This window comes from Streptomyces albireticuli, assembly GCF_002192455.1.
Classification (GTDB): domain Bacteria; phylum Actinomycetota; class Actinomycetes; order Streptomycetales; family Streptomycetaceae; genus Streptomyces; species Streptomyces albireticuli_B.
Map to the genome: position 1 here is coordinate 3,017,630 of NZ_CP021744.1, position 24,198 is coordinate 3,041,827.

The window sequence follows — 24,198 nt, forward strand, 5'->3', positions numbered from 1 at the left end:
ATGTCTTTCACTTACGCACCCGCGCCCGAGTCGCGTTCGGTCGTCGACATCGCGCCGTCCTACGGCCTGTTCATCGACGGCGAGTTCACCGAGGCCACCGGCGGCAAGGTCTTCAAGACCGTGAGCCCCTCCTCCGAGGAGGTGCTCTCCGAGGTCGCGCACGGCTCCGCCGAGGACGTGGACCGCGCCGTGAAGGCGGCCCGCAAGGCGTTCGAGAAGTGGTCCGCGCTGCCGGGCTCCGAGCGCGCCAAGTACCTCTTCCGCATCGCCCGGATCATCCAGGAGCGCAGCCGCGAGCTGGCCGTCCTGGAGACCCTGGACAACGGCAAGCCGATCAAGGAGACCCGCGACGCGGACCTCCCCCTGGTCGCCGCGCACTTCTTCTACTACGCGGGCTGGGCCGACAAGCTCGACCACGCGGGCTACGGCGCGAACCCCCGCCCGCTGGGCGTCGCGGGCCAGGTCATCCCCTGGAACTTCCCGCTCCTGATGCTGGCGTGGAAGATCGCCCCGGCGCTGGCGACGGGCAACACGGTCGTGCTGAAGCCGGCCGAGACCACCCCGCTCTCCGCGCTGTTCTTCGCGGACATCTGCCGCCAGGCGGGCCTGCCCAAGGGCGTCGTCAACATCGTCACGGGTGACGGCACCACGGGCGCCGCGCTCGTCGCGCACGAGGGCGTGAACAAGGTCGCGTTCACCGGCTCCACGGCGGTCGGCAAGGCCATCGCCCGTACGGTCGCCGGCTCGGACAAGAAGCTCACGCTGGAGCTGGGCGGCAAGGGCGCCAACATCGTCTTCGACGACGCGCCCATCGACCAGGCCGTCGAGGGCATCGTCCAGGGCATCTTCTTCAACCAGGGCCAGGTCTGCTGCGCGGGCTCCCGCCTGCTGGTCCAGGAGTCGATCCAGGACGAGCTGCTGGACTCCCTCAAGCGCCGTCTGTCGACGCTGCGCCTGGGCGACCCGCTGGACAAGAACACCGACATCGGCGCGATCAACTCCGCCGAGCAGCTGGCCCGGATCACCGAGCTGGCCGACAGCGGCGAGGCCGAGGGCGCCGAGCGCTGGGCCCCGGCGTGCGAGCTGCCCTCGGCGGGCTACTGGTTCGCGCCGACGCTGTTCACCAACGTCACCCAGGCCCACCGGATCGCCCGCGAGGAGATCTTCGGCCCGGTGCTGTCGGTGCTGAGCTTCCGCACCCCCGACGAGGCGGTCGCCAAGGCGAACAACTCGCAGTACGGCCTCTCCGCCGGCATCTGGACGGAGAAGGGCTCGCGGATGCTGGCCGTCGCGAGCAAGCTGCGCGCGGGCGTCGTCTGGGCCAACACGTTCAACAAGTTCGACCCGACCTCGCCGTTCGGCGGCTTCAAGGAGTCGGGTTTCGGCCGCGAGGGCGGTCGCCACGGCCTGGAGGCGTACCTCGATGTCTGAGCGCTTGACTGTCTTCAAGACCTACAAGCTGTTCGTCGGGGGCAAGTTCCCCCGGTCCGAGAGCGGGCGGGTGTACGAGGTGACCGACTCCAAGGGCAACTGGCTGGCCAACGCCCCGCAGTCCTCCCGTAAGGACGCCCGGGACGCGGTCGTCGCGGCCCGTAAGGCCGTCGGCGGCTGGTCGGGCGCGACCGCGTACAACCGCGGCCAGGTGCTCTACCGCGTCGCCGAGATGCTGGAGGGCCGCAAGGACCAGTTCGTGCGCGAGGTGGCCGACGCCGAGGGGCTGTCGAAGGCGAAGGCGGCCGCGGTCGTCGACGCCGCCATCGACCGCTGGGTCTGGTACGCGGGCTGGACCGACAAGATCGGCCAGATCACCGGCTCCACCAACCCGGTCGCGGGCCCGTTCTTCAACGTCTCCGCCACCGAGCCGACCGGCGTCGTCGCCGTGCTCGCGCCGCAGGAGTCGTCGTTCCTCGGCCTGGTCTCGGTGATCGCCCCGGCGATCGCCACCGGCAACACCGTGGTCGTGGTGGCCTCCGAGAAGGCCCCGCTGCCCGCCCTGTCGCTGGGCGAGGTGCTCGCCACGTCCGACGTCCCGGGCGGCGTCGTGAACATCCTGTCCGGCCGCACGGCCGAGATGGCCCCGACGCTGGCCTCGCACCAGGACGTCAACGCGATCGACCTGGCGGGGGCGGACGCGGAATTCGCCAAGGAGCTGGAGATCGCGGCGGCGGACAACCTGAAGCGCGTCCTTCGCCCGCGTCCCGCGGACTGGACCGCAGACCCGGGTACGGAGCGCATGACGGCGTTCCTGGAGACGCGGACGGTCTGGCACCCGACGGGGTCGCTGGGCGCGGGCGGCTCGTCGTACTGACGGTTCCCCCGGGGCTCCGCCCCGGACCCCGACGTGTGAACGCCGGACGGGCCCTCGCGGCTCGTCCGGCGTTCGCGCGTCCTGCGGAGCTTTCCCCAGACCCGCCCCTTCCCGAAACCGGGGAGGGCCCCGGACCCCCGGACGCGCGGACCCCCGGACGCACAGACCCCCGGACGCACGGACCCCCGGACGCGCGGTGGCCTCAAACGCCGGCCAGGCTGGATTTCGCACCTGCCCGAGGTCGTCATCCCCCTGTGTCAGGGGCCCGGCGGGCCGCGGAGGCCGCGAGCTCTTCCCGCTCGGTTCCGGGCAGCAATTCAGCCTGTCCGGCGATTGAGGCCACCGCGCGTCAGCCCGGAACGGGGCCCGGGGCGGAGCCCCGGTTCCGGGAAGGGGCGGGTAGGGGAAAAGGCCCCCGCTACCGCCCCGCCTGCGGCGGAGCCGCCAGGCTCGACAGCGGCCCCGGCAACCCCCCGATCGGCAGCCCCAACGGCCCGGCCTTGGCCGGATCCGCACCCTTCGCAGGAGCGCCCTTCGCATGCGCACCCTTCCCGGGAGCGGCCTTCCCGGGAGCGCCCTTCGCGGGAGCCCCCTTCGCCGGACCCAGCGGCGGCGGAGGCGTACCCCCCGGCGCCGGCGGCTGCACCACGTCCTTCGACAGCTGCGCCAGCGGCCCCACGGAGGCCAGGTTCTGGATCAGGCCGCCCCGGGTGGTCAGCGGCTCCACCAGCGGCGCCGTGCTGACCGGCTTGAAGTCGGCGACCTGCGTGTTCACCGAGTTGTCCAGCGGATCGGCGCTGGTCTCCGCGAACGGGTTGGCCTGGAGGTGACGCATCGTGTTGAAGACGCCCTCCGCGCCCTTCTGGAGCCCGATGTCGGCCCCGCGCAGGCCCGCCCCTACATCCAGGTCCCCGAGGACCGCCCGCGGCGGCTGGACGGGCACGGCGCTCGCGGCCCCCGCGCCGCCCGCGACGAACGCAGCCCCGGCGGAGACGGTCAGCCCGGCGCGCACCAGACCGCGTGAGAGCGCGGACGGACGGCCGGGGGCGGAGCGACGAGCGTGTCGTGCGTGCGAGGCCATGGGCACCTGCCGGGTAGTGAGTGACCGGAGCGAACGACAACGCACCGTAGCCGAACCGTGACTCCCCGCACATCCCCCGACCCGGGGGGATCCCCCATGCGGCCCAATGCCTCACACTGGTGTCCCGTGACTCCCCACCTGACCCCCGCGCGCGTCATCCTGCTGACCGGCCCGTCCGGTTCCGGAAAGTCGTCCCTCGCGGCCCGCACCGGGCTGCCCGTCCTCAACCTCGACGACTTCTACAAGGAGGGCACGGACCCCACGCTCCCGCTCCTCGCGGACGGCTCGGGCACCGACTGGGACTCGCCCCTGTCGTGGGACGCGGACGCGGCCGTCCGCGCGATCGACGACCTGTGCCGCACGGCCCGTACGGACGTGCCGCTGTACGACATCTCGACCAGCTCGCGGACGGGCGAGAGCGCGCTGGACATCGGCCGCACGCCGCTGTTCATCGCCGAGGGAATCTTCGCCGCGGACATCATCGACCGCTGCCGCGACCTCGGGGTGCTCGCCGACGCCCTGTGCCTGCGCGGCCGGCCGGGCACCACCTTCCGCCGCCGGCTGGTGCGTGACCTGCGCGAGGCCCGCAAGCCCGTCCCGACCCTGATCCGCCGCGGCCTGCGGCTGATGCGCGCCGAGCGCGGCATCGTGGCCCGTCAGACCGCCCTCGGCGCCCACGCCTGCGCCAAGGAGGCGGCCATGGGCCGGATAGCCGCCGCGGCGGCGGGCCGCCGCGAGGGCGTACGGGTCTGACCGCGTGAGCCGTCCGGGCGCGCGTTAGCGCCCCGGACATGCGAGAGCGGGCCGGTTTCCGGGCCCCCCAGCCCGTTACCGACCCGCTCCCGCTCCCCCCTGGGCCCCCACACGCTCCCCCGAGCGCCCCCCCAGGCCCCCCTTTGGCCTCCGTGGTTCTGCCCGACGGCCCTGGACGATGGTCCCGCGCGGCCCCCCGGCCGCCTCGGACCTCCGTCCGCCGCTCTCAGGCCACCAGCTCGCCGAAGGACTCCGAGACGCCCCGGCCGGAGCCGATGACCTCGTCGTCCCGCAGCCGGCGCAGCGAGCGCCAGATGCTGCTCTTGACCGTGCCGACGCTGATGTCCAGGATCTCCGCGATCTCCGGGTCCGTCCGGCCCTCGTAGTAGCGCAGGACGAGCATCGTGCGCTGGAGCTCGGGCAGCCGGGCGAGCGCCTGCCAGAGCACGGCGCGCAGCTCGGTGCCGCGCATCGCGTCCGTCTCGCCCACCGTCTCCGGCAGCTCCTCGGTCGGGTACTCGTTGAGCTTGCGCCGGCGCCAGGCGCTGATGTGCAGATTGGTCATCGTGCGGCGCAGGTACCCGCCGACCGCGGCCTTGTCGCTGATGCGGTCCCAGGCGCGGTACGTGGAGAACAACGCGCTCTGGAGCAGGTCCTCGGCCTCGTGCCGGTCGCCCGTCAGGTGGTACGCGGTCGCGTACAGGGAGGCCCGGCGCTCCTGGACGTAGGCGGTGAACGCCGCTTCGGCGTCCGACCGGTCCGTCTTCCCCGCTCCGGCGGCATCGCCGGGCCGGGACGCGCCCTTGTTCTCCCCGGGGACCCCCGTGGTCTGCCCGTACGTGATCGCGTCGATCGCCACCATGTAGGGCGGCCGTACACGTCCGGTGCCGCGGGCGCACCCCCGCCCGCCCACGGCACCGGACTTCTCGGGGCCCCGTCCGGCGTCGTGCAGGCGCGTGCGAATGACTGCGCTGGTCGTGGTGCTGTGCAGTGTGTTCATCTCGCGCCCCCCGTCGGTGGAGCCAGCTCGGTCCGTTTGCGTTCCCGGGCCTGGTCCTTGCCCGGTGAACCAAAGCCTGCCGGGCCAGTTTCATCGCGCTGTCCGCCGACTGTCACAGCCCTGCAACAGCCCGCGGACCCCCGCGGGGGACCTCTTCGGTCGAACCACCCACCGGTCGTAGTCCAGAATGGCCAGCGTGCCTTTCCTGTTGCTGATCGAGGACGACGACGCCATCCGCACGGCTCTCGAGTTCTCCCTGTCCCGCCAGGGTCACCGAGTGGTGACCGCGGCGACGGGCGAGGACGGTCTGAAGATGCTGCGCGAGCAGCGCCCGGACCTGATCGTGCTGGACGTCATGCTGCCCGGTATCGACGGTTTCGAGGTGTGCCGGCGGATCCGCCGCACCGACCAGCTGCCGATCATCCTGCTCACCGCGCGCAACGACGACATCGACGTCGTGGTCGGCCTGGAGTCCGGCGCGGACGACTATGTGGTCAAGCCCGTGCAGGGCCGGGTGCTGGACGCGCGGATCCGCGCGGTGCTGCGCCGCGGCGAGCGGGAGTCCAGTGATTCGGCGTCCTTCGGTTCGCTGGTCATCGACCGGTCCGCGATGACGGTCACCAAGAACGGCGAGGACCTCCAGCTGACCCCGACCGAGCTGCGGCTGCTGCTGGAGCTCAGCCGGCGGCCGGGCCAGGCGCTGTCGCGCCAGCAGTTGCTGCGGCTGGTCTGGGAGCACGACTACCTGGGCGACTCGCGCCTGGTGGACGCCTGTGTGCAGCGGCTGCGCGCCAAGGTCGAGGACGTCCCCTCGTCCCCCACCCTGATCCGTACGGTCCGCGGCGTCGGCTACCGCCTGGACGCCCCGCAGTGACCGCCCCCGCCCGCCACAACAGCACAGAGAGCGCACAGTGACAGAAGAGTCCGGCACCACGCCCGGCACCGCACGTGAACGCGAGCGGCCCCCGGCCGGTGAACGGCCTCCGGCCCGGAACGTGCTGAAGCTCAGCATGCGGTGGATCAGCCTGCGGCTGCGGCTGATGCTCGTCTTCGCGCTGGTCGCGCTCGCCGCCGCGGTCTCCGCCTCCGCGATCGCGTACTGGCTCAACCGCGACGCGGTGCTCACCCGTACCCAGGACGCCGCGCTCGACGACTTCCACAAGTCGCTCCAGGACAACACCGGTTCGCTGCCGCAGAACCCGACCTGCCAGGAGCTCCAGGCCGCCGCCGACCGGATGGCCGCCACCTCGCAGAAGTACGAGGTGCTGCTGATCAGCACGTCCGGGCGCACCGCCTGCGCGGCCCCGTCCGACCGCGACCTGTTCACGCTCAAGGTCGTACCGGAGTCGCTCCAGGCCGCGGTGAACCGCGAGCGCCGGGTCGACGACTCCAACCGTTACGCCTACCACCTGTACTGGCAGCGCATCACGCTGGGCGGCAAGCCGTACCTGGTGGGCGGCGCGAAGGTGATCGGCGGCGGGCCGACCGGCTATCTGCTGAAGTCCCTGGAGAACGAGCGGGCCGACCTCAATTCGCTGGCCTGGTCGCTGGGCATCGCCACCGGCCTCGCGCTGATCGGCTCCGCGCTGCTGGCCCAGGCGGCCGCGTCCACGGTGCTGCGGCCCGTGCAGCGGCTCGGCGAGGCGGCGCGGCGGCTCGGCGAGGGCAAGCTGGACACCCGGCTCCAGGTGTCGGGCACCGACGAGCTGGCCGATCTCTCGCGGACGTTCAACAGGACGGCCGAGTCGCTGGAGAAGCGGGTCGAGGAGCTCAGCGCCCGGGAGGCGGCGAGCCGGCGGTTCGTCGCCGACATGTCGCACGAGCTGCGCACCCCGCTCACGGCGATCACCGCGGTGACCGAGGTCCTGGAGGACGAGGCCGACAACCTCGACCCGATGATCGCGCCGGCCGTGCAGCTGGTCGTCAGCGAGACCCGCAGGCTGAACGACCTGGTGGAGAACCTGATGGAGGTCACCCGCTTCGACGCGGGCACGGCCCGGCTGGTCCTCGACGACGTGGACGTCGCCGACCAGGTCACCGCCTGCATCGACGCGCGTGCCTGGCTGGACGCGGTGGAGCTGGACGCCGAGCGGGGCATCGTGGCCCGGCTCGACCCCCGCCGCCTGGACGTCATCCTCGCCAACCTCATCGGCAACGCCCTCAAGCACGGCGGCTCGCCCGTGCGGGTCTCGGTGCGCCCGGTGGACGGCTCGCTGCGGATCGACGTGCGCGACCACGGCCCCGGCATCCCCGAGGACGTCCTGCCGCACGTCTTCGACCGCTTCTACAAGGCGAGCGCCTCGCGGCCGCGCTCCGAGGGCAGTGGCCTGGGCCTGTCGATCGCCCTGGAGAACGCCCACATCCACGGCGGCGAGATCACGGCCGCCAACTCCCCGGACGGCGGCGCGGTCTTCACGCTGACGCTGCCCAGGGACGTGTCGGAGCTGACCGGCGGCGAGCCGGACCGCGACCGGGCCGAAGGGAGCGGGGAGTGAGGACGGTACGGACCGTGGGGACCGTGCGGACGGCCGGGAAACCGAGGACGCCGGGGCCGGCGTCGAGGATCAGGACCGCCGCCGTGGCGCTCGCGCTGCTCGGCGCCTTCCCCGCGCTGTCCGGCTGCGGCATCCGCGGCACCGCGGTGCCGGTGGACGCCGGCGGCGCCCCCTCCCGGGCCTCGTGCGTCGCGCACCCCGACCGCAGCCTGCCGGCCGGGCTGGCCACCGTGACCGTACAGCTGGCGTGCGCCTCGCAGCTGGTGCCCGTCACCCGCCAGGTGTCGCTGCCGGACAAGCCGGGCGACACCGTGGTGGTGGCCCGCGCCCTCCTCGACGAGCTGCGCCGGACGCCGTCCGCGCGCGAGGCCGGGGCCGGGCTGACGACGGCCGTGCCGCAGCGCCTGACGGTGGGCGGCCCGCGGTCGGGCGACCCGGCGGGCACGCTGCGCCTGGGCCGGGAGCCGGACGAGCTGCCGCAGGTCGCGCTGGCCCAGCTGGTGTGCACGTACGAGAGCACGGCGGCGGCCGACGGCAGGGGGACGGTGATCCTGGGCGGGCCGGGCGAGGCGCGGCCGAAGAGCTACGCCTGCACGGAGGGGATGCGCACGCACCCGGACACGGCGGAGATCCCGGGCAGCGAGGTCGGCTGACGGGTGGGGTGGCGGTGGCACCGAGGCGGTGAAGGCCGTGACGGCCGTGACCGCGACGGAGCGTGCGGCCGCGGTCCGGCGCCCGTCCGGCCGCTCCCCCGCCCGCTCGCCCGTCCAGCCGCCCGTACGCGCCGGTCGGCGTCGTTACGGGCGTCCCCGCGGCGCCCGTCCGCCTTCCTGACCGCCGTCACGCTCCGTCGCACGCGCCGGTCGCCGCTCTCCGTCCCCGGCGGGCGGAACCGCGCGACGGGCACCCCGCGTCCTGGGGGACGTGCAGGGTCATGGTTACGGCGGTACGCCCGCCCTCCGATACCGCTACCGCGTCGCGGGGTGTGTGCTGCTCGTCGCCCATCTCCTGGCCGTCGGCTGGCTGGCCCTGCGCCCGCTGACGGCGCCCTGGGTGACCGCCGCGCACCTGGAGCCGCTCGCGAGTCTCCGCGCCGATCTGGCGCTCGGCCCCTGGGAGGCGGTCCGTGCGATCGGTTCCGGGGTGCTGCCGCTGGCCCCGCTGGGGGTGCTGCTGCCGTGGGCGAGAGGCAGGGTCGCGGCCTCGTCGCTGGGCTCGCTGACCCGGACCGTGTTCACCGCCGCGATGATCTCGCTGGGGCTCCAGGTCGTGCAGAGCGGGGTGCTCGGCCAGGTCCTGGACGTGGACGCGCTGCTGCTGGACGTGACGGGCGTCGCGCTCACGCACCTGGCCGTGGTGCCCGCCGTAAGGGCCCGGCTCCGTCGCAGGGGTGACGCGGGGCGACCGGCGGCCCGCCTTCCGGAGGAGACCCCTCAGGGTCTGACCCCGACGATCCCCAGGGTCCGGATCGCCCCCTAGAGCGACGCTTCGCCCCGGTCCGCGAACGTAGCGTGGAGTCATCGGGAAACGCTCCCGTACGGCGCCGCCGAGGGCGGTGCCGGCCCCACGAACGAAGGGTCGTCCCCATGTCCGCTCCGCTGGTCCGGCCTCGCAACCACAGGATGATCGCCGGAGTCTGCGCGGGTCTCGCCCAGCGCTACGGGACGTCCCGCACCACGATGCGAGTGATCTTCCTGGTCTCGTGCCTGCTGCCCGGCCCGCAGTTCCTGCTGTACCTGGCGCTGTGGCTGCTGCTGCCGAACGAGAAGGCCGCCGCCACGTCGGCGCAGTCCTGGTGACGCGCCGCTGACCTTCCCCGTTCCCGTACGGAACGCGGCGGGCCGCGCACCCCGGAAGAGGGGTGCGCGGCCCGTAGTCGCGTGCGGGAGGAGCGTCAGTTGGAGCCCGGCAGGGTGAGGTTCGAGGGCAGCATGCCGAGGGGCAGGCCGCCGAGCAGCCCGCCGTTCCCCTTGGCGTCCATCGGCGGCAGGCTGGGGGCCACGGCCTTGTCGACGGCCTGGGACGGGGACTTCAGGATGCCGGACTGGACCGCCCGGTCCGCGGCGGCGATCACAGGGCCACCCGCCGGGGACATCTTCGCGGCCTGCTGGATGGGCAGCCCGCCCATCGTCGTCGCGGTGGTGGTGGTGACCGACTCGACCGGGCCCACGGGGGCCGCCGCCGACGCGCTGCCCGCCGCCACGGCGGAGAAGGCGACACCGAGCGCGGCGACACCGAGGGTCTTGATGGTTCCCTGCTTCATCTGAATTCTGTCCTCGCGACGGGGATGTGTGGAGCGGCACTGCAACCTAGTCACGAGTTCCGGGGAGCCGCAATCAATGACACGGCCGGGACGCGAAGTCCCGGCCGTTGTCGCGGTATTCCCCGTGGATTCACCGTCCGTTGCGACGGCAAAGAGAATTGCTGGTCAGGCGGTTTCCGTCACGGTCTGCCGGAACAGCCATTCCGACTTGAGCTCGGCGTAGCCCGGCTTCACCACGTCATTGATCATCGCAAGACGTTCATCGAATGGGATGAACGCGGACTTCATCGCGTTGACGGTGAACCACTGCATGTCGTCCAGCGTGTACCCGAAGGTCTTCACCAGGTGCTCGAATTCCACGCTCATGCTGGTACCGCTCATCAGACGATTATCGGTATTTACCGTCGCCCGGAAATGCAGCTTGCGCAGCAGGTGGATCGGGTGCTCCGCGTAGGAGGTGGCGGCCCCGGTCTGGAGGTTGGACGTCGGGCACATCTCCAGCGGGATGCGCTTGTCCCGGACGTACGAGGCCAGCCGGCCGAGCTTGACGGTGCCGTCCTCGGCGATCTCGATGTCATCGGTGATCCGCACGCCGTGGCCGAGCCGGTCGGCGCCGCACCACTGGAGGGCCTGCCAGATGGACGGCAGACCGAAGGCCTCACCCGCGTGGATGGTGAAGTGGTTGTTCTCGCGCTTGAGGTACTCGAAGGCGTCGAGGTGACGGGTGGGAGGGAAGCCCGCCTCGGCACCCGCGATGTCGAAGCCGGCCACGCCGGAGTCGCGGTAGCGGTTGGCGAGTTCGGCGATCTCCAGCGCGCGGGCGGCGTGCCGCATGGCGGTGAGCAGCGCGCCGACGCGGATGCGGTGACCGTTCTCCCTGGCCCGTCGCTCGCCCTCGCGGAAGCCGGCGTTCACGGCTTCGACGACCTCTTCGAGGGTGAGCCCGCCCTCCAGGTGCTGCTCGGGGGCGTAGCGCACCTCGGCGTAGACGACGCCGTCCTCGGCCAGGTCCTCGGCGCACTCGGCGGCGACCCGGAAGAGCGCCTCACGCGTCTGCATCACGGCGCAGGTGTGGGCGAAGGTCTCCAGATAGCGCTCCAGCGAACCGGAGTCGGCGGCCTCACGGAACCAGACGCCCAGCTTGTCGGGGTCGGTCTCGGGCAGATCGCCGTAACCCGTCTCGCGGGCCAGCTCGACGATCGTGCCCGGGCGCAGTCCGCCGTCGAGGTGGTCGTGCAGCAGCACCTTGGGCGCGCGACGGATCTGCTCGGGGGTGGGTTGAGAGGTGGTCTCGCTCGTCATTTCGGCACTCTAGCGCCTACGCGCGTAGATATCGGCGAACGATACGGAAAGGTGACCCATCGGCGGGGTGGACACCACGCGGCGTTCTGCCATCGTTTCTGCCATGTCTCAGCAAGCGATGCCGCAGCGGGACCCCGGCGGGCCGGGAAGCGGGGCCGCCCGCCTCGGAAAGGCGCTCGGCGCCGGGCACTCGGTGCACGGCGTGGCCCTGTTGCTCCCCGGCGGACGCGCCGCCGGAACCCGCAGGCCGTCGGCCCTGACGACCGCCGGCCAGCGCCCGCTGGCCCGCCGGCTGGCCCGCGCGGCCGGCCCGGAGGGGCTGGTCACCCATGTCGTGCGCTACCGCTGCCGCGGCTGGAACGGCGCCGCGGCGGACCCGGTGCGGGACGCGGAGTGGGCCGCCGACGAGGTCGTACGCCGCTACGGCGACGTGCCCGTCTGCCTGATCGGCACGGACATGGGCGGCCGCGCCGCCCTCCACGCGGCCGGGCACCCGGCGGTCACGTCCGTCCTCGCCCTCGCGCCCTGGCTGCCCGCGGGCGCCCCGTCCGCCGACGACGAGCCCGTACGTCAACTCGCGGGCCGCCGGGTGCTCCTGGTCCACGGCACGAACGACGAGCGCACGGATCCGGACCTGTCCTTCCGCCTCGCCGAACGGGCGAAGAAGGTCAACCGCGACGTCTGCCGCTTCGAAGTCCATTCGGACGGACACGCCTTGCACCAGCACCGGGCGGAAGTGCTGGCCCTGGCCGTGGACTTCGTCCGGGGCTCGCTCTTCGGCCATCCTTACGCGCGCCCGGTGACGGACGCGCTGGCGGCGCCGCCGCCGCTGGGCCTGCGCATGCCGCTGGCCTCCGGCTTCGGGGCGTCATTGGGGTACTGACCCCGGCCTCCGCGATCGCCGGACGGGCTGATTTCAGCCCGTCCGGCGATTGAGGACACCGCGCGTCAGCGCGGAAGGGGGCCCGGGGGCGCAGCCCCCGGTTACGGGAAGGGGTGGGGAGGGGAAAAAGCCCGCCCGGCACGGGCTACCGCGGCAGCAACTGCCCCCGCCGCGACAGCAGGAACTTCTTGAACGCCGCCACCGGCGCCGTGTCCGGATGCCCGTCCAGCCACGCCACCCCGATCTCACGGAACGCCCGCGGCGCCGTCACCGTCAGCTCCACCACCCCCGGCCGCGGCACCGCCGGCGGCGGCAGCAGGCCGACGCCGAGCCCCGCCGCGACCAGGCCGCGCAGCGTCTCCGGGTCCTCGCCCTCGAAGGCGACCTTCGGCGTGAAGCCCGCCTCCGCGCAGAGCGCGTCGGTGATGCGGCGCAGTCCGTAGCCCGGCTCCAGGGTCACGAAGAGCTCCGTCGCCGCCTCCGCGAGCCGGACCCGCTTGCGGCTCGCCAGCGGGTGGTCCTCGGGGACGACGAGGCGGAGCTTCTGCTCGTCCAGCCGCCGGGCCGCGAGGTCCGGCGCGTCGGGCAGCGGCGAGGTCAGGCACAGGTCCAGGTCGCCGTACCGCAGCCGCTCCAGCATCGCCTCGCCGTACCCCTGCACCAGCTGGAACCGCACGCGCGGGTGGTCGGCCCGGAAGGCGCGGATCAGCTCGGGTACGGTCTCGGAGCCGAGGGTGTGCAGGAAGCCGAAGGCGACCTTGCCGCTGGTCGGGTCGGCGTCCGCCTGTACGGACTCGGCGGCGCGGTCGACGTCCGACAGCGCCTTCTCGACCGACGCCAGGAACGCCCGGCCCGCCGCCGTGAGCGAGACCGTCCGCCCGTGCCGGGCGAACAGCGCCACCCCCAGGTCCTTCTCGATCCGGACCATCGACCGGCTCAGCGTCGACTGCGGCATCTGCAACTGCTGGGCGGCCCGCGTAACGTGCTCGTGCCGGGCCACGGCGACGAACTGCGCCAGCCGCGGTGTGAGCGTGGCCGCCCACGAATCCGCCTTGATGTCGGGAGTGTCAGGTGTTACCGACTTGTCAAAATTCCGAGTCACGCTTTCGTTGCCACTTGGTGACAGAGACGGCCCTGGCCTGCGGTCATGCTGCATGGGATCGATTATCGCGTTTTTGTGCATTGGACGCATGAGCGGTACATGCATACGGTCGGGACATGCCTCCTGCCGATACCAGGGCATCCGTCGTCACCATGCGTTCGGGTGCCTCTGCCCTGTCGTCCCTCACCTCTCCCTCCTCCTCGGCCGATGACAACAAGCTGGTGCCCGGCGGGCCCGGCTACCGCCGTACGAGCTTCGCGCTCTTCGCGGCGGGTGTCGCCACCTTCGCCCTGCTCTACTCCACGCAGGCCCTGCTCCCCGCGATCTCCGACGACCTCGGGGTGACGCCGGATCAGGCGAGCTGGACGGTCTCCGCCGCCACGGGCGGTCTCGCCGTCGCCGTCGTCCCCCTCAGCGCCCTGTCCGAGCGCTTCGGCCGCCGGACGATGATGACCGCGTCCCTCTGTGTCGCCGCCTTCGTGGCGCTGCTCGTGCCCCTGGCCCCCGGCCTGGGCTGGCTGGTGGCCCTGCGCGCCGTACAGGGCGCCGCCCTCGCGGGCCTGCCCGCCTCGGCGATGGCCTACCTCTCGGAGGAGGTCCGGGCGAAGGCGCTGGTCGGCGCGATCGGCCTGTTCGTCGCGGGCAACAGCCTCGGCGGCATGATCGGACGCATCCTGGCCGGCTGGGTCGCCCAGGCATGGGGCTGGCGGGCCGGGCTCGCCGCGGTGGGCGTCCTGGCCGTGATCTGCGCGGTGACCTTCCGCGCCCTGATCCCCAAGGCCCGGCACTTCACCCCCACCACCGTCTCCCCGCGCGACCTCGCCCGTACGGTCGCCGGCCACCTCTCCGACCCGCTGCTGCGCCGCCTGTACATGATCGGTGCACTGTTCATGACCGTCTTCGGCGCGGTCTACACGGTGATCGGCTACCGGCTGGCCGAGGCCCCCTTCTCCCTCCCCCAGGGCGTCGTCGGCTCGATCTTCCTGATCTACCTGGTCGGTACGGCCTCCTCGGCGGCGGCCGGAAAGCTCGTCGGCCGCCTCGGCCGACGCGGGGCGCTGTACCTGGCGGTGAGCACGACCACGGCGGGCCTGCTGCTGACCTTGAGCACCTCGTTGACCGCCGTCCTCGCGGGCCTCGTCCTCATCACGGCCGGCTTCTTCGCGGGCCACGCGGTGGCCTCGTCCTCGGTCAGCCGCGCCGCGAAGACGGGCCGCGCGCAGGCGTCGGCCCTGTACCAGACGGCGTACTACCTGGGCAGCTCCGTCGGCGGCACGCTCGGCGCGGTGGCGTACCACTACGCCGGGTGGGACGGCGCGGTGGTCCTGGGCATGGCGGCGATGATCGGCGCGGCGTCGATCACGCTGTACGCGACGCGGATGGCGCTCGTGGAGCGCCGCCGGGTGCCCGTCCGGGCGGGTTCCGCCCGGGCCTGAGCCCCCTACGGACCCGAGGCCCCGGCCCCACGAACCCGGAGGGCCCGCCCCACCACCTGTCCTGGTGGGGCGGGCCCTTCGTTGTCCCACCCCGGGTCAGGCGGGGAACGAGCCTGTGTCGATCACGAGGTCGAACGGGCTGGGGAGGTGGATCGCATCACCGAACTTTCCGGCTTGCAGGACGCGGTAGACGTCGTCGGTGGGCTCGCCGTAGAGCGTGACGGTCGGGCCCCCCGGCGCCCACCTGTCGACAAGGAGGTAGAGCGGCACACCCGCGTGGGCATAGCCGGCAGGCTTGCTGATCCGGTCGTGGCGAGCATTGGACTTCGAAGTGATCTCCACGACGAGCTCAGCTGCCGCAGCGGGAACGAAAAGCTCGGAACCACCCGCTTCCTCGGGCGATTCGTCCACCACCGCCTCAGGAGCCACGACTAGATCGGGGATGTAAAGGCCGCTACGCGAGGGGACTGCGACGGCCTGGGTCTGGTAGATGCCCCAGTCCTCGGGAATGACCTTGGCCAGTTGGCGTTGCAGCTTCCAAGCGATGCTGTTGTGCCTGTTGGCGGGTGCTGGTGACACGGTGATGATCCCCTCGATGATCTCCACCTTGCAGCCCTCGGGGGCGTCCGTCTCTTCCCAGATACGGACCAGCTCGTCCCACTCGGCGCTGGGGCCTTCCGAACAGTCGATGGTGAGTGCGCTCATGGCGGTCTCCTTATCGGTACATCACCGACCCCAGCATGCCGAATAAGGCGGACGCCGGGCCACCGGTCCCGTTCACCCGTACGAGTCACCGCCGACCTCGGCCCTGCCCAGGCGTAAATTCCCGGCCTTCCGCCGGTACGCTATGTACCCTTCGATCATGGATATCGCATTTCGGCCGCTCGAAACCGCGGACATAGCCGCCCTGGCCGCCCTCCGGGAAGAAGTCGAGCGCACCGACCGCACAGGCATCCACTACGACCTGGCCGATATCCGCCAGGAGTTCACCGACCCCAAGCTGGACCTCGCCCACGACACGCTCGGCGCGTGGCAGGGCACCCGGCTGGTGGCGTACGCCCTGGTGTACGAGCCGGAAACCGTGCGCGGCGTGCTCCGCTTCGACACCGACGGCGCCGTCGACCCCGCGTACCGCCGCCGCGGGCTCGGCACGCGGATCGTCGACTGGATGCGCGCCCGGGCCCGCGCCCTCCACGCGGAGCGGGCCGCCGAGGTGCCCGGTGAACTGCACCTCGACGGAATCTCCACCAACGCCGGCCTGGCCGCACTGGCCGAGCGGGCGGGCTTCGCCCCCTCCCGGTACTGGTTCACCATGTCGCACGACCTGCGCACCGCCGCGCCCCTGCCGGAAGCCGCCCCTCTGGCCGGTCTGCGGCTGGCGCCCTTCACCTGGGAGTACGACGAGGCCGTGCGCCTCGCCCACAACGAGGCGTTCCTCGACCACTGGGACTTCGCCGAGGCCGACGAGGCCGACTGGCGCACCTGGAACACGGGCTCCCGCTCGTTCCGGGCCGACGTCTCCGCCGTTCTCCTCGACGCCGGCGACCACGTCGCCGCGTACCTCCTGGCCGACGAGTACGAGGCCGACACCGCGGCCACGGGGGTTCGGACCTGCACCGTGGCTCACCTCGGGACGCGGCGCGCGTACCGGGGGAAGGGTGCGGCGCGGGCCCTGCTGGCCCACACCCTGCGGGCAGCGCGCGATCAGGGTTACGACCGTGCCGAGCTCGTGGTGGACACGGCGAACCCGACCGGTGCACTGGGGATCTACGGGAGCCTGGGCTTCGTGAGTGAGCGGACGCTGGTCACGTACGCGGGGCCGCTCGGGGAGTGAGCCGGTCGGCTTTGACGGTTCTGAGGAGGGTGGCGAGGGCGGCGGGGCCGGTGGCGATGACCTGAGCCGGGTCGTCGCTCTCCCGGAGGCGTATGAGACGGCCGGGAGCGTAGGCGATCTCGACACAGTCGTTTTCCGATCCCGTACTGAATGAGGACTTGTGCCAACCAAGTTGAGACATCCGGCCACCTATCGCAGTTCATACAGGACGTGTTGAAGCAAACTCAACGAGTCCCCTGCTCCCTGCGCCTCGGGAGCAGCCGCCGGGTCGATAGGTGCAAGGGCCAGGGAAGCCAGTCGCTCAAACATACTGGCGTATTCGGCGATGCGATCGCCATCCCCGATGAAGTCCGCGCTGGTCGGGTGCTCCCGGTAGAGCGTGTCCAGCTCGGGAGCTGTACCACCGAAGAGGACGAACGAACGGGTATGGGACGGGTACGGCCCCATATCGAAAGGAAAAATCTGCACCGTGACGTGAGGCATTCGACAAATCTCGATGAGCTTCAGGAGCTGCTTCCGCATGGTGCCCGTGTCGCCGACCCGCATGCGCAAGGCCGACTCATGGATGACGGCGTGGTACGTCTCCAGCTCGGCCAGCACACGCTGCCGCTCCATTCTGAAGCGCACCCAGCGATCCAGGTTCCGGTGATCGCCTTCGATGCTGGAGAGGACACCACGCGCGTAGTCCTCCGTCTGAAGCAGCCCGGGAATGACCGACGGCTCGTGTGCACGGACCCTGGTGGCCCGGGACTCCAGTTCCACCAGATCGAGAGCTCGGCGCCCCTGGGTCTCCCTGTACTCGTCCCACCAGCCCTTACCCGAATCCTGGGCCAGCTCCATGAGTCCGTCGAAGTAAGCGCCCGGCGGGCAGTCGTACTCGCGCAGCACCATGTACAGCCGGTTCCGTGACACATCGAGTCGACCGGCTTCGATGTTGCTGATGCGGGCTCGGTCGGCGTCCAGCATCACCGCCGCCTGATCACCGGAAATCCCCGAGCGCGTACGGAGCTTCCTCAACTCCGCGCCCAGTCGGCGCTGCCGCTCGCTGGGCTGTTTCCTGGGTGCCATCGCTACCTCCTTCTCACTGGCGGCAGTCTGCCGAGGCCGGGCCCGGAGAGGCCACCGGTCCTGCCGCGCGTCACCCACAAGGGGCAACATCTGCGGCAATCCTTGCTATGAGGAAAAGGGTTTCCCTACCTTCGAAGCCTCCACCCGGCAAGACCCGGCACGGAAGTGCACCTGACCCAACGGGAGTTGGTGCGGGCAAAGCCACCGCGAGAAGCCGCCGGGTACCTCAGCACCCAGGAGCCGACATGCGCACCCACCCCACCCCGGACTGCTCCCTCGTCTTCCCACCGCACCCCGCATGGGTGCGCGCCGCCCGCGAGATCGTCCGTACGTTGCTGCTCGCGTCCCGACGAACCGACCTCACCGACACCGCCGTCGCGCTCACCTCGGAGGCGGTCACGAACGCGGTCAACGCATGCGGCGCAAAGGACTGCGACATCCCGGTCGCGCTGTTCGCGGAGTGGACGGAGACGGGACAGCTGCGCGTACTCGTGCACGACGGGGCAGCGGGGCTGCCCGTACGCCGGGAAAAGGTGTCACCCGAGGACGAGTCCGGTCGCGGCCTGATGCTGATCGCGAGCGATGCGGACGCGTGGGGCGTCTGCGCGCACGGCCCAGGGCCCGGAAAGGCCACCTGGTTCGAGCTGGGAAGGGCGAGCAAGTCACCCGTCGGCTGCACCGACTGCGACACGCTACGGGATGCCCGACGCACGGCCGTCGCCGACGGCGATCCGGAAAAGATCACCGACGCCACCATCGCCGTGCGCCAGCACTTCCGCAGCGCACACATCCTGCCGGCGGCGGCAAAGTGACCGTGACCGCTTACGCCGTCGGCCGCGTCGTGGACAGCTGCCCCCACCGTGGGGGCTGGACACACCACGGAGGCGAGTCCCGCTGCGACGACTGCGGCGTCCGCCGGTTCACGGAATACGGCGCGGTACGTCCGTCCGACCTGCCCTACGCCGTCACCCCGCCCACCCCGGCCCGTCACTCCAAGGACCGGGTGGCGGCCCTCAACATCTCACAGGCCGTAACCGACTCCCGCAGGTTCCTACCGGCCCCCTGGAGCACGGCCCGTCACGGTCATCACGAGGTCACACCGGCCCCGGCGGCGAGGACAAGGTCCCGGTAAGGCAACTCCACCGTCGGACAGTCGAGCACGTCGAGCTGCCTCTCGATCCGCTCGACGAGCCCGGCGGCCGCGTCCGGATCGGAGCCGGTGACCTCCGTCTCCACGAAGACGCCCGCCCCGGCCACGATGTCGATGGCGACCACGGCGCCGGGGTGGCCGGGGTGATGGTGGGCGGTGCGGTTCTTCGCCACGCGCACCAGGCGGCGCATGCCGATGTTCTCCAGCATCCGGTTCGCGAGCTCCTCCTGGCCGGCGGCCAGGAGGACGTTCGTCTCTTCCTTGGAGATCACCCCGTCGGCATGGGTCCGCGCGGTCGTCGGCGGCTTGTAGGTGATCTCCGTGAAGTCTCCGCGGCAGCGCACCCGCAGGCACTCCACCGTCACCAGGTAGTCCACATCGGGGCGGCTGTAGTAGACGTCCGTCTCCATGGCCGGCTCCGATGCCTGCCACCCCAGGGAAGCCAGCAGCCGCGCCAGCCCCTCCCCACCGTCCGGCAGCCGCCGCTTGCGTTCGACCTCGATCATCTTGTCCACCCCTGGTCACCTTCCTGAGTTGATCGCCGAATACACCCGGGCCAGGTTCGCCCTGCCGCACCACTGCTGAAGACAGTGCATCCCCTCTCCCAACGACCGGGGGTCGCCGGCCGCCGGTACGTTCGAGAACAGCACCAGCTGCTTCGCGTCCTTGAGGGGATTCGGCAGATTCCGCCGTAGGTAGCGGTTGTAGTAGGCCCGGTCCTGCTGGATCACATCCGCCACCGCTACCGACATGAGCACCGTCCGCTCGTCCTGCGGGGCCTCGGTGGAGCTGACCGCGAAGGCCGCCAGCAGCGCGTCGAGCGTCATGTACGCGTACGTCTCCCGGCCCTCCCGGGTCACCCAGCTCTCCCAGACCTGCGCACACTCCCCGTCACCGCTCCCGGCCAGTTCCAGGAACGCCGACAGCGCGATGTCGGTGCACTCGTCGAAGATGTCCCCGTCCACCGTGTAGTGGTCGGTGTACCGCTCGCTCAGGGCGAGCAGCATCGTCTTCTGCGAGGTGGGCAGGCGGCCGGTGTCCGTCAGCGCGTAGTGCACCCGCTTGTGCCCGCGCTTGGCGTCGATCCAGTCGGAGGCCAGCGGGCCGTCCAGATACGGGACGAACCCGAGCACTCCGGAGCGCCAGATGTGATCCCGCAACGTGATGTAGTGCCGCTGGACCTCCCGGAAGATCCCGACCGGGGCCGCGACGAGCGTGCTCGTGGCGTCGTTCAGTTCCTCGGCCGGTACGATCCGCGAGTCCTGCCGGAAGACTGTCAGGTCGGCGGAGCGGTGGTACGGGTGAGTGCCCTCCCGCAGGTACTGCGGCAGGAACATCCGCAGGAACCGCACCCACGACAGCGCGCTGTAGGTCTGCACGACCCTCTCGTGCAGTGACGGGGACTCGACCGCGTACACGTCCCGGTAGGCGAACATGCCGCCGGGCCGTAGGACCGTGGGGATCGTGCGGATCACGTCGTGCAGCCCGCTGTAGCCGTCGCCGTAGGAGTAGACCTCGTGCAGCAGCGCTGACGCGGTGACGACGTCCGCCGGCTCGCTGACGATGGCCGCGAGGTCCTGGGCGAAGCCGGTGACGAGGTCGCACGTGCCCACCTGGCCGAACTCCTTCATCGCGCGCGCCAGCGATTCCGACACCACTCCAGGAACCTCCACCACGGTGAGATGGACGTCCTTGCCCTGGTGCTCGCCCGCGGCCAGCCGCGAGGCCAGGAAGGCGACCGCCGACCCGCCACCGGGACCGATCTCCACCAGGCGCGGACCGGGAGTCTGTACGCGCTCCAAGGCGCGCAGGGCGAGGAACGCCTTCTCTTCTCCGTGGGCGTTGGCCGCGACATCGAGATAGCCGGGCGCCGTCTTGAGAGTGGTCGAGAACGTTGGGGTAGACACCTGCACTCCTTGCCCGAGTCCTTGATCAGCTGCCTCCGACCGGTCGACGGGGCGCTTGCGAGTACAGCTCAACTGCCGAGGACCGCCCATGTGTTGGCTGTAGTCCCGGTGTAGTCCCGTCCGCCCCGGCGGTAGGCTCGGGCTGTGCCCGGATGATGGGATGACCGATGTGGACCGAGTGATCCGTCACCCCCTCGCCTATGCCCGTCAGATGCGCGGCTGGTCTCAGGCCGAGCTGGCCGCACAGATCGGGACCGCTGCGGGCCGCCAAGGCCTGCGTTCCGGCGCGGACCGTCAACGGGTGTGGAAATGGGAGACCAGCCGCGCCACACCTGACGCGGATTCCCAGATGCTCCTGGCCGACGCCTTCGGCATCGACCAGGACCTCGTTCGTGTGCTCGGCTGGCCGGACTGGCTCCCCGGAGGCGACGAGACCCGTACGCTCGCCCCGCATTCCACCCCTGCCGCGCTCAGAGAGGCCATCGCAGCCCGCATGGACCGCCGAAACTTCGTCGCCTACACCGCCGTGTCCCTGACCGGCTTCGCCCACGAGTGGGCCACCGCGACCCCCGCCGCATTCGCTGCCGCGCAGCAGGGCAAGCCGGTGGACGCCGACCTGGTCGGGTCCCTGGAATCCATCAGCCGGAACCTGACCACCGCGCCGACCGCCCAACGCCAGTACACCGCCCCGCTCCTCGACGACCAATTGAAGATCGTCACCGGTCTCATCGACAAGGGCCGCTACAGCGAACAGGTAGGGGAGCGACTTCACCGACTCGCCGCCTGCCTCGCTCAAACCGTGGGATGGCACCGCTTCGACCACGGCCAGCACGCCGCCGCCGCACGGTTCTGGCACGCCGCCGTCCACTCCGCGCACACCTGCAAGGACCACGACCTCGGCTCCGGAGTGCTCTCCGACCTCGCCTACCAGGCACTGTGGCTGCACGACCCCTCCACCTCCGTGGCCGTGCTCGACCGCGCCCTGCGCCGGCCCCTGCACCCGGCGGCCCGATCGGTGCTCTACCTGCGCAAGGCCCGCGCCCACGCCGCCCTCGGCGAGGAACGCACCTGCACCCGCGCCCTCAGCGCAGCGGAGAAGAACTTCGAGGACGCGGCCGACGCGGGGGCCGCGCCCGAATGGTGTGCCTGGATGTCCCGATCCGACCTGGCCGTGGACACCGGCCGGTGCCTGCTCGACCTCGGACATGTCCGCCAGGCACACACGCTGATCCAGGACGGAACCGGGATGCTGCCGATCGCGCGGGAGAAGACCCGCGCAGTCTTCCTCGCCTACGAGGCCGAGGGCTACCTGCAAGGCGGCGAGATCGACCAGGCGGCGTACGCCGCGCACAAGGCACTCGCCATGGCGCAGCGCATCGGGGCGCCGCGCTGCACAGCGCTGATCAGCGGGATGATGCCCGACTTCAAGAAGCACAAGGCAGCCCCCGGGGTCGCACAGCTCCTCCACGAGGTACACACCGCCCACTTGTGACGGCGAACTGCGAGCACCGGCAGCGATGGACGTCACCCACCCGGATGGCCTCTTGACGGCGCGGGCGCCCTCCGGGGGTTAACCCCCGGAGGGCGCCCGCGCCGTCCCCACCTCCGGGCCGGGGGACATCCTCATGGCCCCCACCGTCCTCACGTGCGTGAATGATCCCGAAGCGGCCGGGCACCCCCGGCCCCGGCCGCCCCGCACCACAACTCCTCGCACCCGCAAGGACATTGCACACTTCCACGTGAGGCGCCGCCATGACCCCCGTACGAACCCCCGCACCCGAAACCCGCCGCAAAGCCGCCCTCGGCGCCATCGCGGCAGCCGCCGTCGCGGCGACCCTCGCGATGCCGCTGTCCACGGCCTGGGCCGCCCAGCCGGAAGCCCGTGCCGCCGGATACAGCCGCGCCGACCTCCAGCGCGGCCTGGACGACATCGTCCGCAAAGACGGCGTCGTGGGCGCCCAAGCCACCCTCGCCAACGGCCCCACCCGGACAGACGTCACCGCCGGCACCGCCGAGCGCGGCACGAACCGTCCGATGCCCGCCCAGGGCTACTTCCGGATGGGCAGCAACACCAAGACCTTCGTCGCCACCGTCATGCTGCAACTGGTCGCGGAGGGAAAGGTCCGGCTCGACGACACCGTCGACCACTGGTTGCCGGGGGTCGTCGACGCCAACGGCAACGACGGCAAGCGGATCACCGTGCGGCAGTTGTTGCAGCACACCAGCGGGTTGCCCGATTACGACGACCACCTGCCCGTCCTCGACGAGGAGAATTTCCGGAAGCACCGTTTCGACCGCTACACGCCACGCGAGTTGGTCGACATGGCCCTGCGGGAGAAGAGACTCTTCGAGCCCGGGAAGGGCTGGAGCTACTCCAACACCGGCTACATCCTCGTCGGGATGATCGTCGAGAAGGCGACGGGCCACCACTGGAGCGAGGAGGTCCGCGATCGGGTCGTCGCGCCGCTCGGCCTCACGCACACCTTCTCCGCGGGTGACCGCACCGGCCTCCCCCGGCCGTCCGCCCGCGCCTACCAGCAGTTCGCGCCCGGCGGGCCGCTGATCGACAGCACCGAGGTCAGCATGGACTGGGGCGGCTCGGCGGGCGACCTCGTCACCACCTCGGACGACCTCACGCGCTTCTGGCAGGCCCTGCTCGGAGGGAAGCTGCTGGGGCCCGCGCAGATGGCGCAGATGTTCGCCACGGTGCCGACCCATGAGGAGGACAGGGAGGTGCCCAGAGAGGCCGGGCTCGGGGTCTTCAAGACCGCGCTGAGCTGCGGCGGCGGCTACTGGGGCCACGGTGGGACCACCCTCGGGCACCTGAACCGCAACGGCTTCGTCGACAAGGGCCGGAAGGGTGTCGTCGTGATGCGCTCCACCAACCTCGCCGCGGAGGACCGGGACGGCCGTACCGACAAGCTCCTCGACGACGCCCTCTGCGGGATGAGGTGACACCAACCGGCCGTCACCGATTAACGCCCGGGCCCCGCCGTCGCGCAGGATGGACCGTATGACCGAGATCCACACCCCCCGCCTCCTCCTCCGTCGCTGGCACGACGACGACGTCACCTTCATGGCGGACATCAACGCGGACCCGCGGGTCATGCGCTGGGTGGAGGACGGCTCGACGCTCGGCCCCGACACCACCGCCGAGGCGATCGAGCGCTGGGAGGAGGAGTGGGACGACGAGGGCTTCGGGATCTTCGCCGTCGAGCTGCTGGGCTCGGGCGAGCTCATCGGCTTCACGGGCCTGTCCTGGACGGAGTTCTCCCCGGAGGAGCTGCCCGACGTGGCGATCGGCTGGCGGCTCGGCTCCCAGTTCTGGGGGCAGGGGTACGCGTCCGAGGCCGCGCAGGCCACCCTGGAGTTCGCGCTCACGGACCGCGGCCTCGACCGTGTCGTCGCCGTCATCCGGACCGGCGACGAGGCCTCCGAGAACGTCGCCCGCAAGCTCGGCATGGCCCCGGAGCGGGCGACGGTCCACCCGGTGCTCGACTTCCCGCTGACGGTGCACGCCATCGACCTCACCGAGTACCAGGCCTGAGCCGGCGGGCCGCGAAAAAGCCGGACGGGCCCGGCGGAGGAATCCGCCGGGCCCGTCCGTTCGCCGTCG

At 71.5% G+C, this 24,198-nt stretch carries 26 protein-coding genes; 16 read left to right on the plus strand and 10 right to left on the minus strand.

Annotated features, from left to right (window positions below; translation table 11 throughout):
- Both SMD11_RS12680 and SMD11_RS12685 read left to right on the plus strand, forming a co-directional pair.
- Window positions 1–1,431, plus strand: a complete 1,431-nt coding sequence (locus SMD11_RS12680) for an aldehyde dehydrogenase family protein (RefSeq protein ID WP_087926566.1) — start codon at window positions 1–3, stop codon at window positions 1,429–1,431.
- Window positions 1,424–2,308, plus strand: coding sequence for an aldehyde dehydrogenase family protein (locus SMD11_RS12685; RefSeq protein WP_087926567.1), 885 nt, complete (start codon window positions 1,424–1,426; stop codon window positions 2,306–2,308). The genes SMD11_RS12680 and SMD11_RS12685 overlap by 8 nt, the downstream gene beginning before the upstream one ends.
- A gap of 418 nt (window positions 2,309–2,726) precedes the next feature.
- Here SMD11_RS12685 and SMD11_RS35430 read toward each other — a convergent pair whose 3' ends face one another.
- Window positions 2,727–3,389: a hypothetical protein gene (locus SMD11_RS35430; RefSeq protein ID WP_159395287.1), complete on the minus strand. Its 663-nt coding sequence runs from the start codon at window positions 3,387–3,389 to the stop codon at window positions 2,727–2,729.
- A 96-nt stretch (window positions 3,390–3,485) separates the two neighbouring features.
- On the opposite strand from SMD11_RS35430, the gene SMD11_RS12700 reads away from it, so the two are divergent.
- The gene (locus tag SMD11_RS12700) at window positions 3,486–4,142 is read left to right on the plus strand and encodes a uridine kinase family protein (protein ID WP_087926570.1); all 657 of its coding nucleotides are present in this window, start codon (window positions 3,486–3,488) and stop codon (window positions 4,140–4,142) included.
- Between the two features lie 226 nt (window positions 4,143–4,368).
- On the opposite strand, the gene SMD11_RS12705 is transcribed toward SMD11_RS12700, so the two are convergent.
- The gene (locus tag SMD11_RS12705; RefSeq protein WP_087926571.1) at window positions 4,369–5,142 is read right to left on the minus strand and encodes a SigE family RNA polymerase sigma factor; all 774 of its coding nucleotides are present in this window, start codon (window positions 5,140–5,142) and stop codon (window positions 4,369–4,371) included.
- A 196-nt stretch (window positions 5,143–5,338) separates the two neighbouring features.
- Here SMD11_RS12705 and afsQ1 point away from each other — a divergent pair, with 196 nt between their 5' ends.
- The 5 genes from afsQ1 (at window position 5,339) to SMD11_RS12730 (ending at window position 9,436) form a co-directional block, all read left to right on the plus strand.
- Entirely contained in the window at window positions 5,339–6,016 is a 678-nt protein-coding gene (gene afsQ1, locus SMD11_RS12710; RefSeq protein ID WP_199843863.1) for a two-component system response regulator AfsQ1, read from the plus strand.
- Between the two features lie 136 nt (window positions 6,017–6,152).
- Window positions 6,153–7,637, plus strand: coding sequence for a sensor histidine kinase (locus SMD11_RS12715; protein ID WP_087930461.1), 1,485 nt, complete (start codon window positions 6,153–6,155; stop codon window positions 7,635–7,637).
- A gap of 83 nt (window positions 7,638–7,720) precedes the next feature.
- On the plus strand, window positions 7,721–8,290 hold the full coding sequence (locus SMD11_RS12720) for a hypothetical protein (RefSeq protein ID WP_234366009.1): 570 nt from the start codon (window positions 7,721–7,723) through the stop codon (window positions 8,288–8,290).
- A gap of 271 nt (window positions 8,291–8,561) precedes the next feature.
- The gene (locus tag SMD11_RS12725; RefSeq protein ID WP_087926573.1) at window positions 8,562–9,116 is read left to right on the plus strand and encodes a VanZ family protein; all 555 of its coding nucleotides are present in this window, start codon (window positions 8,562–8,564) and stop codon (window positions 9,114–9,116) included.
- Between the two features lie 107 nt (window positions 9,117–9,223).
- Entirely contained in the window at window positions 9,224–9,436 is a 213-nt protein-coding gene (locus tag SMD11_RS12730; RefSeq protein WP_087926574.1) for a PspC domain-containing protein, read from the plus strand.
- Between the two features lie 95 nt (window positions 9,437–9,531).
- Here SMD11_RS12730 and SMD11_RS12735 read toward each other — a convergent pair whose 3' ends face one another.
- On the minus strand, window positions 9,532–9,900 hold the full coding sequence (locus SMD11_RS12735; protein ID WP_087926575.1) for an ATP-binding protein: 369 nt from the start codon (window positions 9,898–9,900) through the stop codon (window positions 9,532–9,534).
- 165 nt (window positions 9,901–10,065) lie between these two features.
- A complete protein-coding gene (locus SMD11_RS12740) occupies window positions 10,066–11,202 on the minus strand; it encodes an adenosine deaminase (protein WP_087926576.1) in 1,137 nt (378 codons plus the stop codon).
- A gap of 103 nt (window positions 11,203–11,305) precedes the next feature.
- Between SMD11_RS12740 and SMD11_RS12745 the strand changes: the two genes are divergently transcribed.
- Window positions 11,306–12,085: an alpha/beta hydrolase gene (locus SMD11_RS12745; RefSeq protein WP_087926577.1), complete on the plus strand. Its 780-nt coding sequence runs from the start codon at window positions 11,306–11,308 to the stop codon at window positions 12,083–12,085.
- A gap of 145 nt (window positions 12,086–12,230) precedes the next feature.
- On the opposite strand, the gene SMD11_RS12750 is transcribed toward SMD11_RS12745, so the two are convergent.
- Window positions 12,231–13,241, minus strand: a complete 1,011-nt coding sequence (locus SMD11_RS12750; protein ID WP_087926578.1) for a LysR family transcriptional regulator — start codon at window positions 13,239–13,241, stop codon at window positions 12,231–12,233.
- Between the two features lie 62 nt (window positions 13,242–13,303).
- On the opposite strand from SMD11_RS12750, the gene SMD11_RS12755 reads away from it, so the two are divergent.
- Window positions 13,304–14,623 (plus strand): MFS transporter, encoded by a 1,320-nt coding sequence (locus SMD11_RS12755; protein WP_087926579.1) that lies wholly within the window; start codon window positions 13,304–13,306, stop codon window positions 14,621–14,623.
- 96 nt (window positions 14,624–14,719) lie between these two features.
- Here the strand turns inward: SMD11_RS12755 and SMD11_RS12760 are convergent, their stop codons facing one another.
- The gene (locus SMD11_RS12760) at window positions 14,720–15,328 is read right to left on the minus strand and encodes a Uma2 family endonuclease (protein ID WP_087926580.1); all 609 of its coding nucleotides are present in this window, start codon (window positions 15,326–15,328) and stop codon (window positions 14,720–14,722) included.
- A gap of 157 nt (window positions 15,329–15,485) precedes the next feature.
- Here SMD11_RS12760 and SMD11_RS12765 point away from each other — a divergent pair, with 157 nt between their 5' ends.
- Window positions 15,486–16,457: a GNAT family N-acetyltransferase gene (locus SMD11_RS12765; RefSeq protein ID WP_159395288.1), complete on the plus strand. Its 972-nt coding sequence runs from the start codon at window positions 15,486–15,488 to the stop codon at window positions 16,455–16,457.
- On the opposite strand, the gene SMD11_RS12770 is transcribed toward SMD11_RS12765, so the two are convergent.
- Together SMD11_RS12770 and SMD11_RS12775 are read right to left on the minus strand one after the other, a co-directional pair.
- Entirely contained in the window at window positions 16,429–16,638 is a 210-nt protein-coding gene (locus SMD11_RS12770; RefSeq protein WP_087926582.1) for a DUF397 domain-containing protein, read from the minus strand. The two genes, SMD11_RS12765 and SMD11_RS12770, sit on opposite strands and share 29 nt — an antisense overlap.
- Before the next feature lie 8 nt (window positions 16,639–16,646).
- A complete protein-coding gene (locus SMD11_RS12775; RefSeq protein WP_087930463.1) occupies window positions 16,647–17,525 on the minus strand; it encodes a helix-turn-helix domain-containing protein in 879 nt (292 codons plus the stop codon).
- A gap of 245 nt (window positions 17,526–17,770) precedes the next feature.
- Here SMD11_RS12775 and SMD11_RS12780 point away from each other — a divergent pair, with 245 nt between their 5' ends.
- Both SMD11_RS12780 and SMD11_RS37300 read left to right on the plus strand, forming a co-directional pair.
- Window positions 17,771–18,337 carry an ATP-binding protein gene (locus SMD11_RS12780; RefSeq protein WP_234366010.1) on the plus strand — a complete coding sequence of 189 codons (567 nt, stop codon included), beginning with the start codon at window positions 17,771–17,773 and terminating at the stop codon, window positions 18,335–18,337.
- Window positions 18,338–18,366: 29 nt separating this feature from the next.
- A complete protein-coding gene (locus SMD11_RS37300) occupies window positions 18,367–18,657 on the plus strand; it encodes a DUF6255 family natural product biosynthesis protein (protein ID WP_418952520.1) in 291 nt (96 codons plus the stop codon).
- On the opposite strand, the gene SMD11_RS12785 is transcribed toward SMD11_RS37300, so the two are convergent.
- Both SMD11_RS12785 and SMD11_RS12790 read right to left on the minus strand, forming a co-directional pair.
- The gene (locus SMD11_RS12785; RefSeq protein WP_087930464.1) at window positions 18,612–19,181 is read right to left on the minus strand and encodes a class IV adenylate cyclase; all 570 of its coding nucleotides are present in this window, start codon (window positions 19,179–19,181) and stop codon (window positions 18,612–18,614) included. The genes SMD11_RS37300 and SMD11_RS12785 overlap by 46 nt on opposite strands.
- Window positions 19,182–19,196: 15 nt before the next feature.
- Entirely contained in the window at window positions 19,197–20,582 is a 1,386-nt protein-coding gene (locus tag SMD11_RS12790; protein ID WP_199843865.1) for a class I SAM-dependent methyltransferase, read from the minus strand.
- A gap of 160 nt (window positions 20,583–20,742) precedes the next feature.
- Here SMD11_RS12790 and SMD11_RS12795 point away from each other — a divergent pair, with 160 nt between their 5' ends.
- The 3 genes from SMD11_RS12795 to SMD11_RS12805 all read left to right on the plus strand — a co-directional run bounded on the left by SMD11_RS12795 (window position 20,743) and on the right by SMD11_RS12805 (window position 24,129).
- Window positions 20,743–22,074, plus strand: coding sequence for a helix-turn-helix domain-containing protein (locus tag SMD11_RS12795; protein ID WP_087926585.1), 1,332 nt, complete (start codon window positions 20,743–20,745; stop codon window positions 22,072–22,074).
- Between the two features lie 260 nt (window positions 22,075–22,334).
- Window positions 22,335–23,537 (plus strand): serine hydrolase domain-containing protein, encoded by a 1,203-nt coding sequence (locus SMD11_RS12800; protein WP_087926586.1) that lies wholly within the window; start codon window positions 22,335–22,337, stop codon window positions 23,535–23,537.
- A gap of 58 nt (window positions 23,538–23,595) precedes the next feature.
- Window positions 23,596–24,129, plus strand: a complete 534-nt coding sequence (locus tag SMD11_RS12805) for a GNAT family N-acetyltransferase (RefSeq protein WP_087926587.1) — start codon at window positions 23,596–23,598, stop codon at window positions 24,127–24,129.
- Window positions 24,130–24,198: the final 69 nt, after the last annotated feature.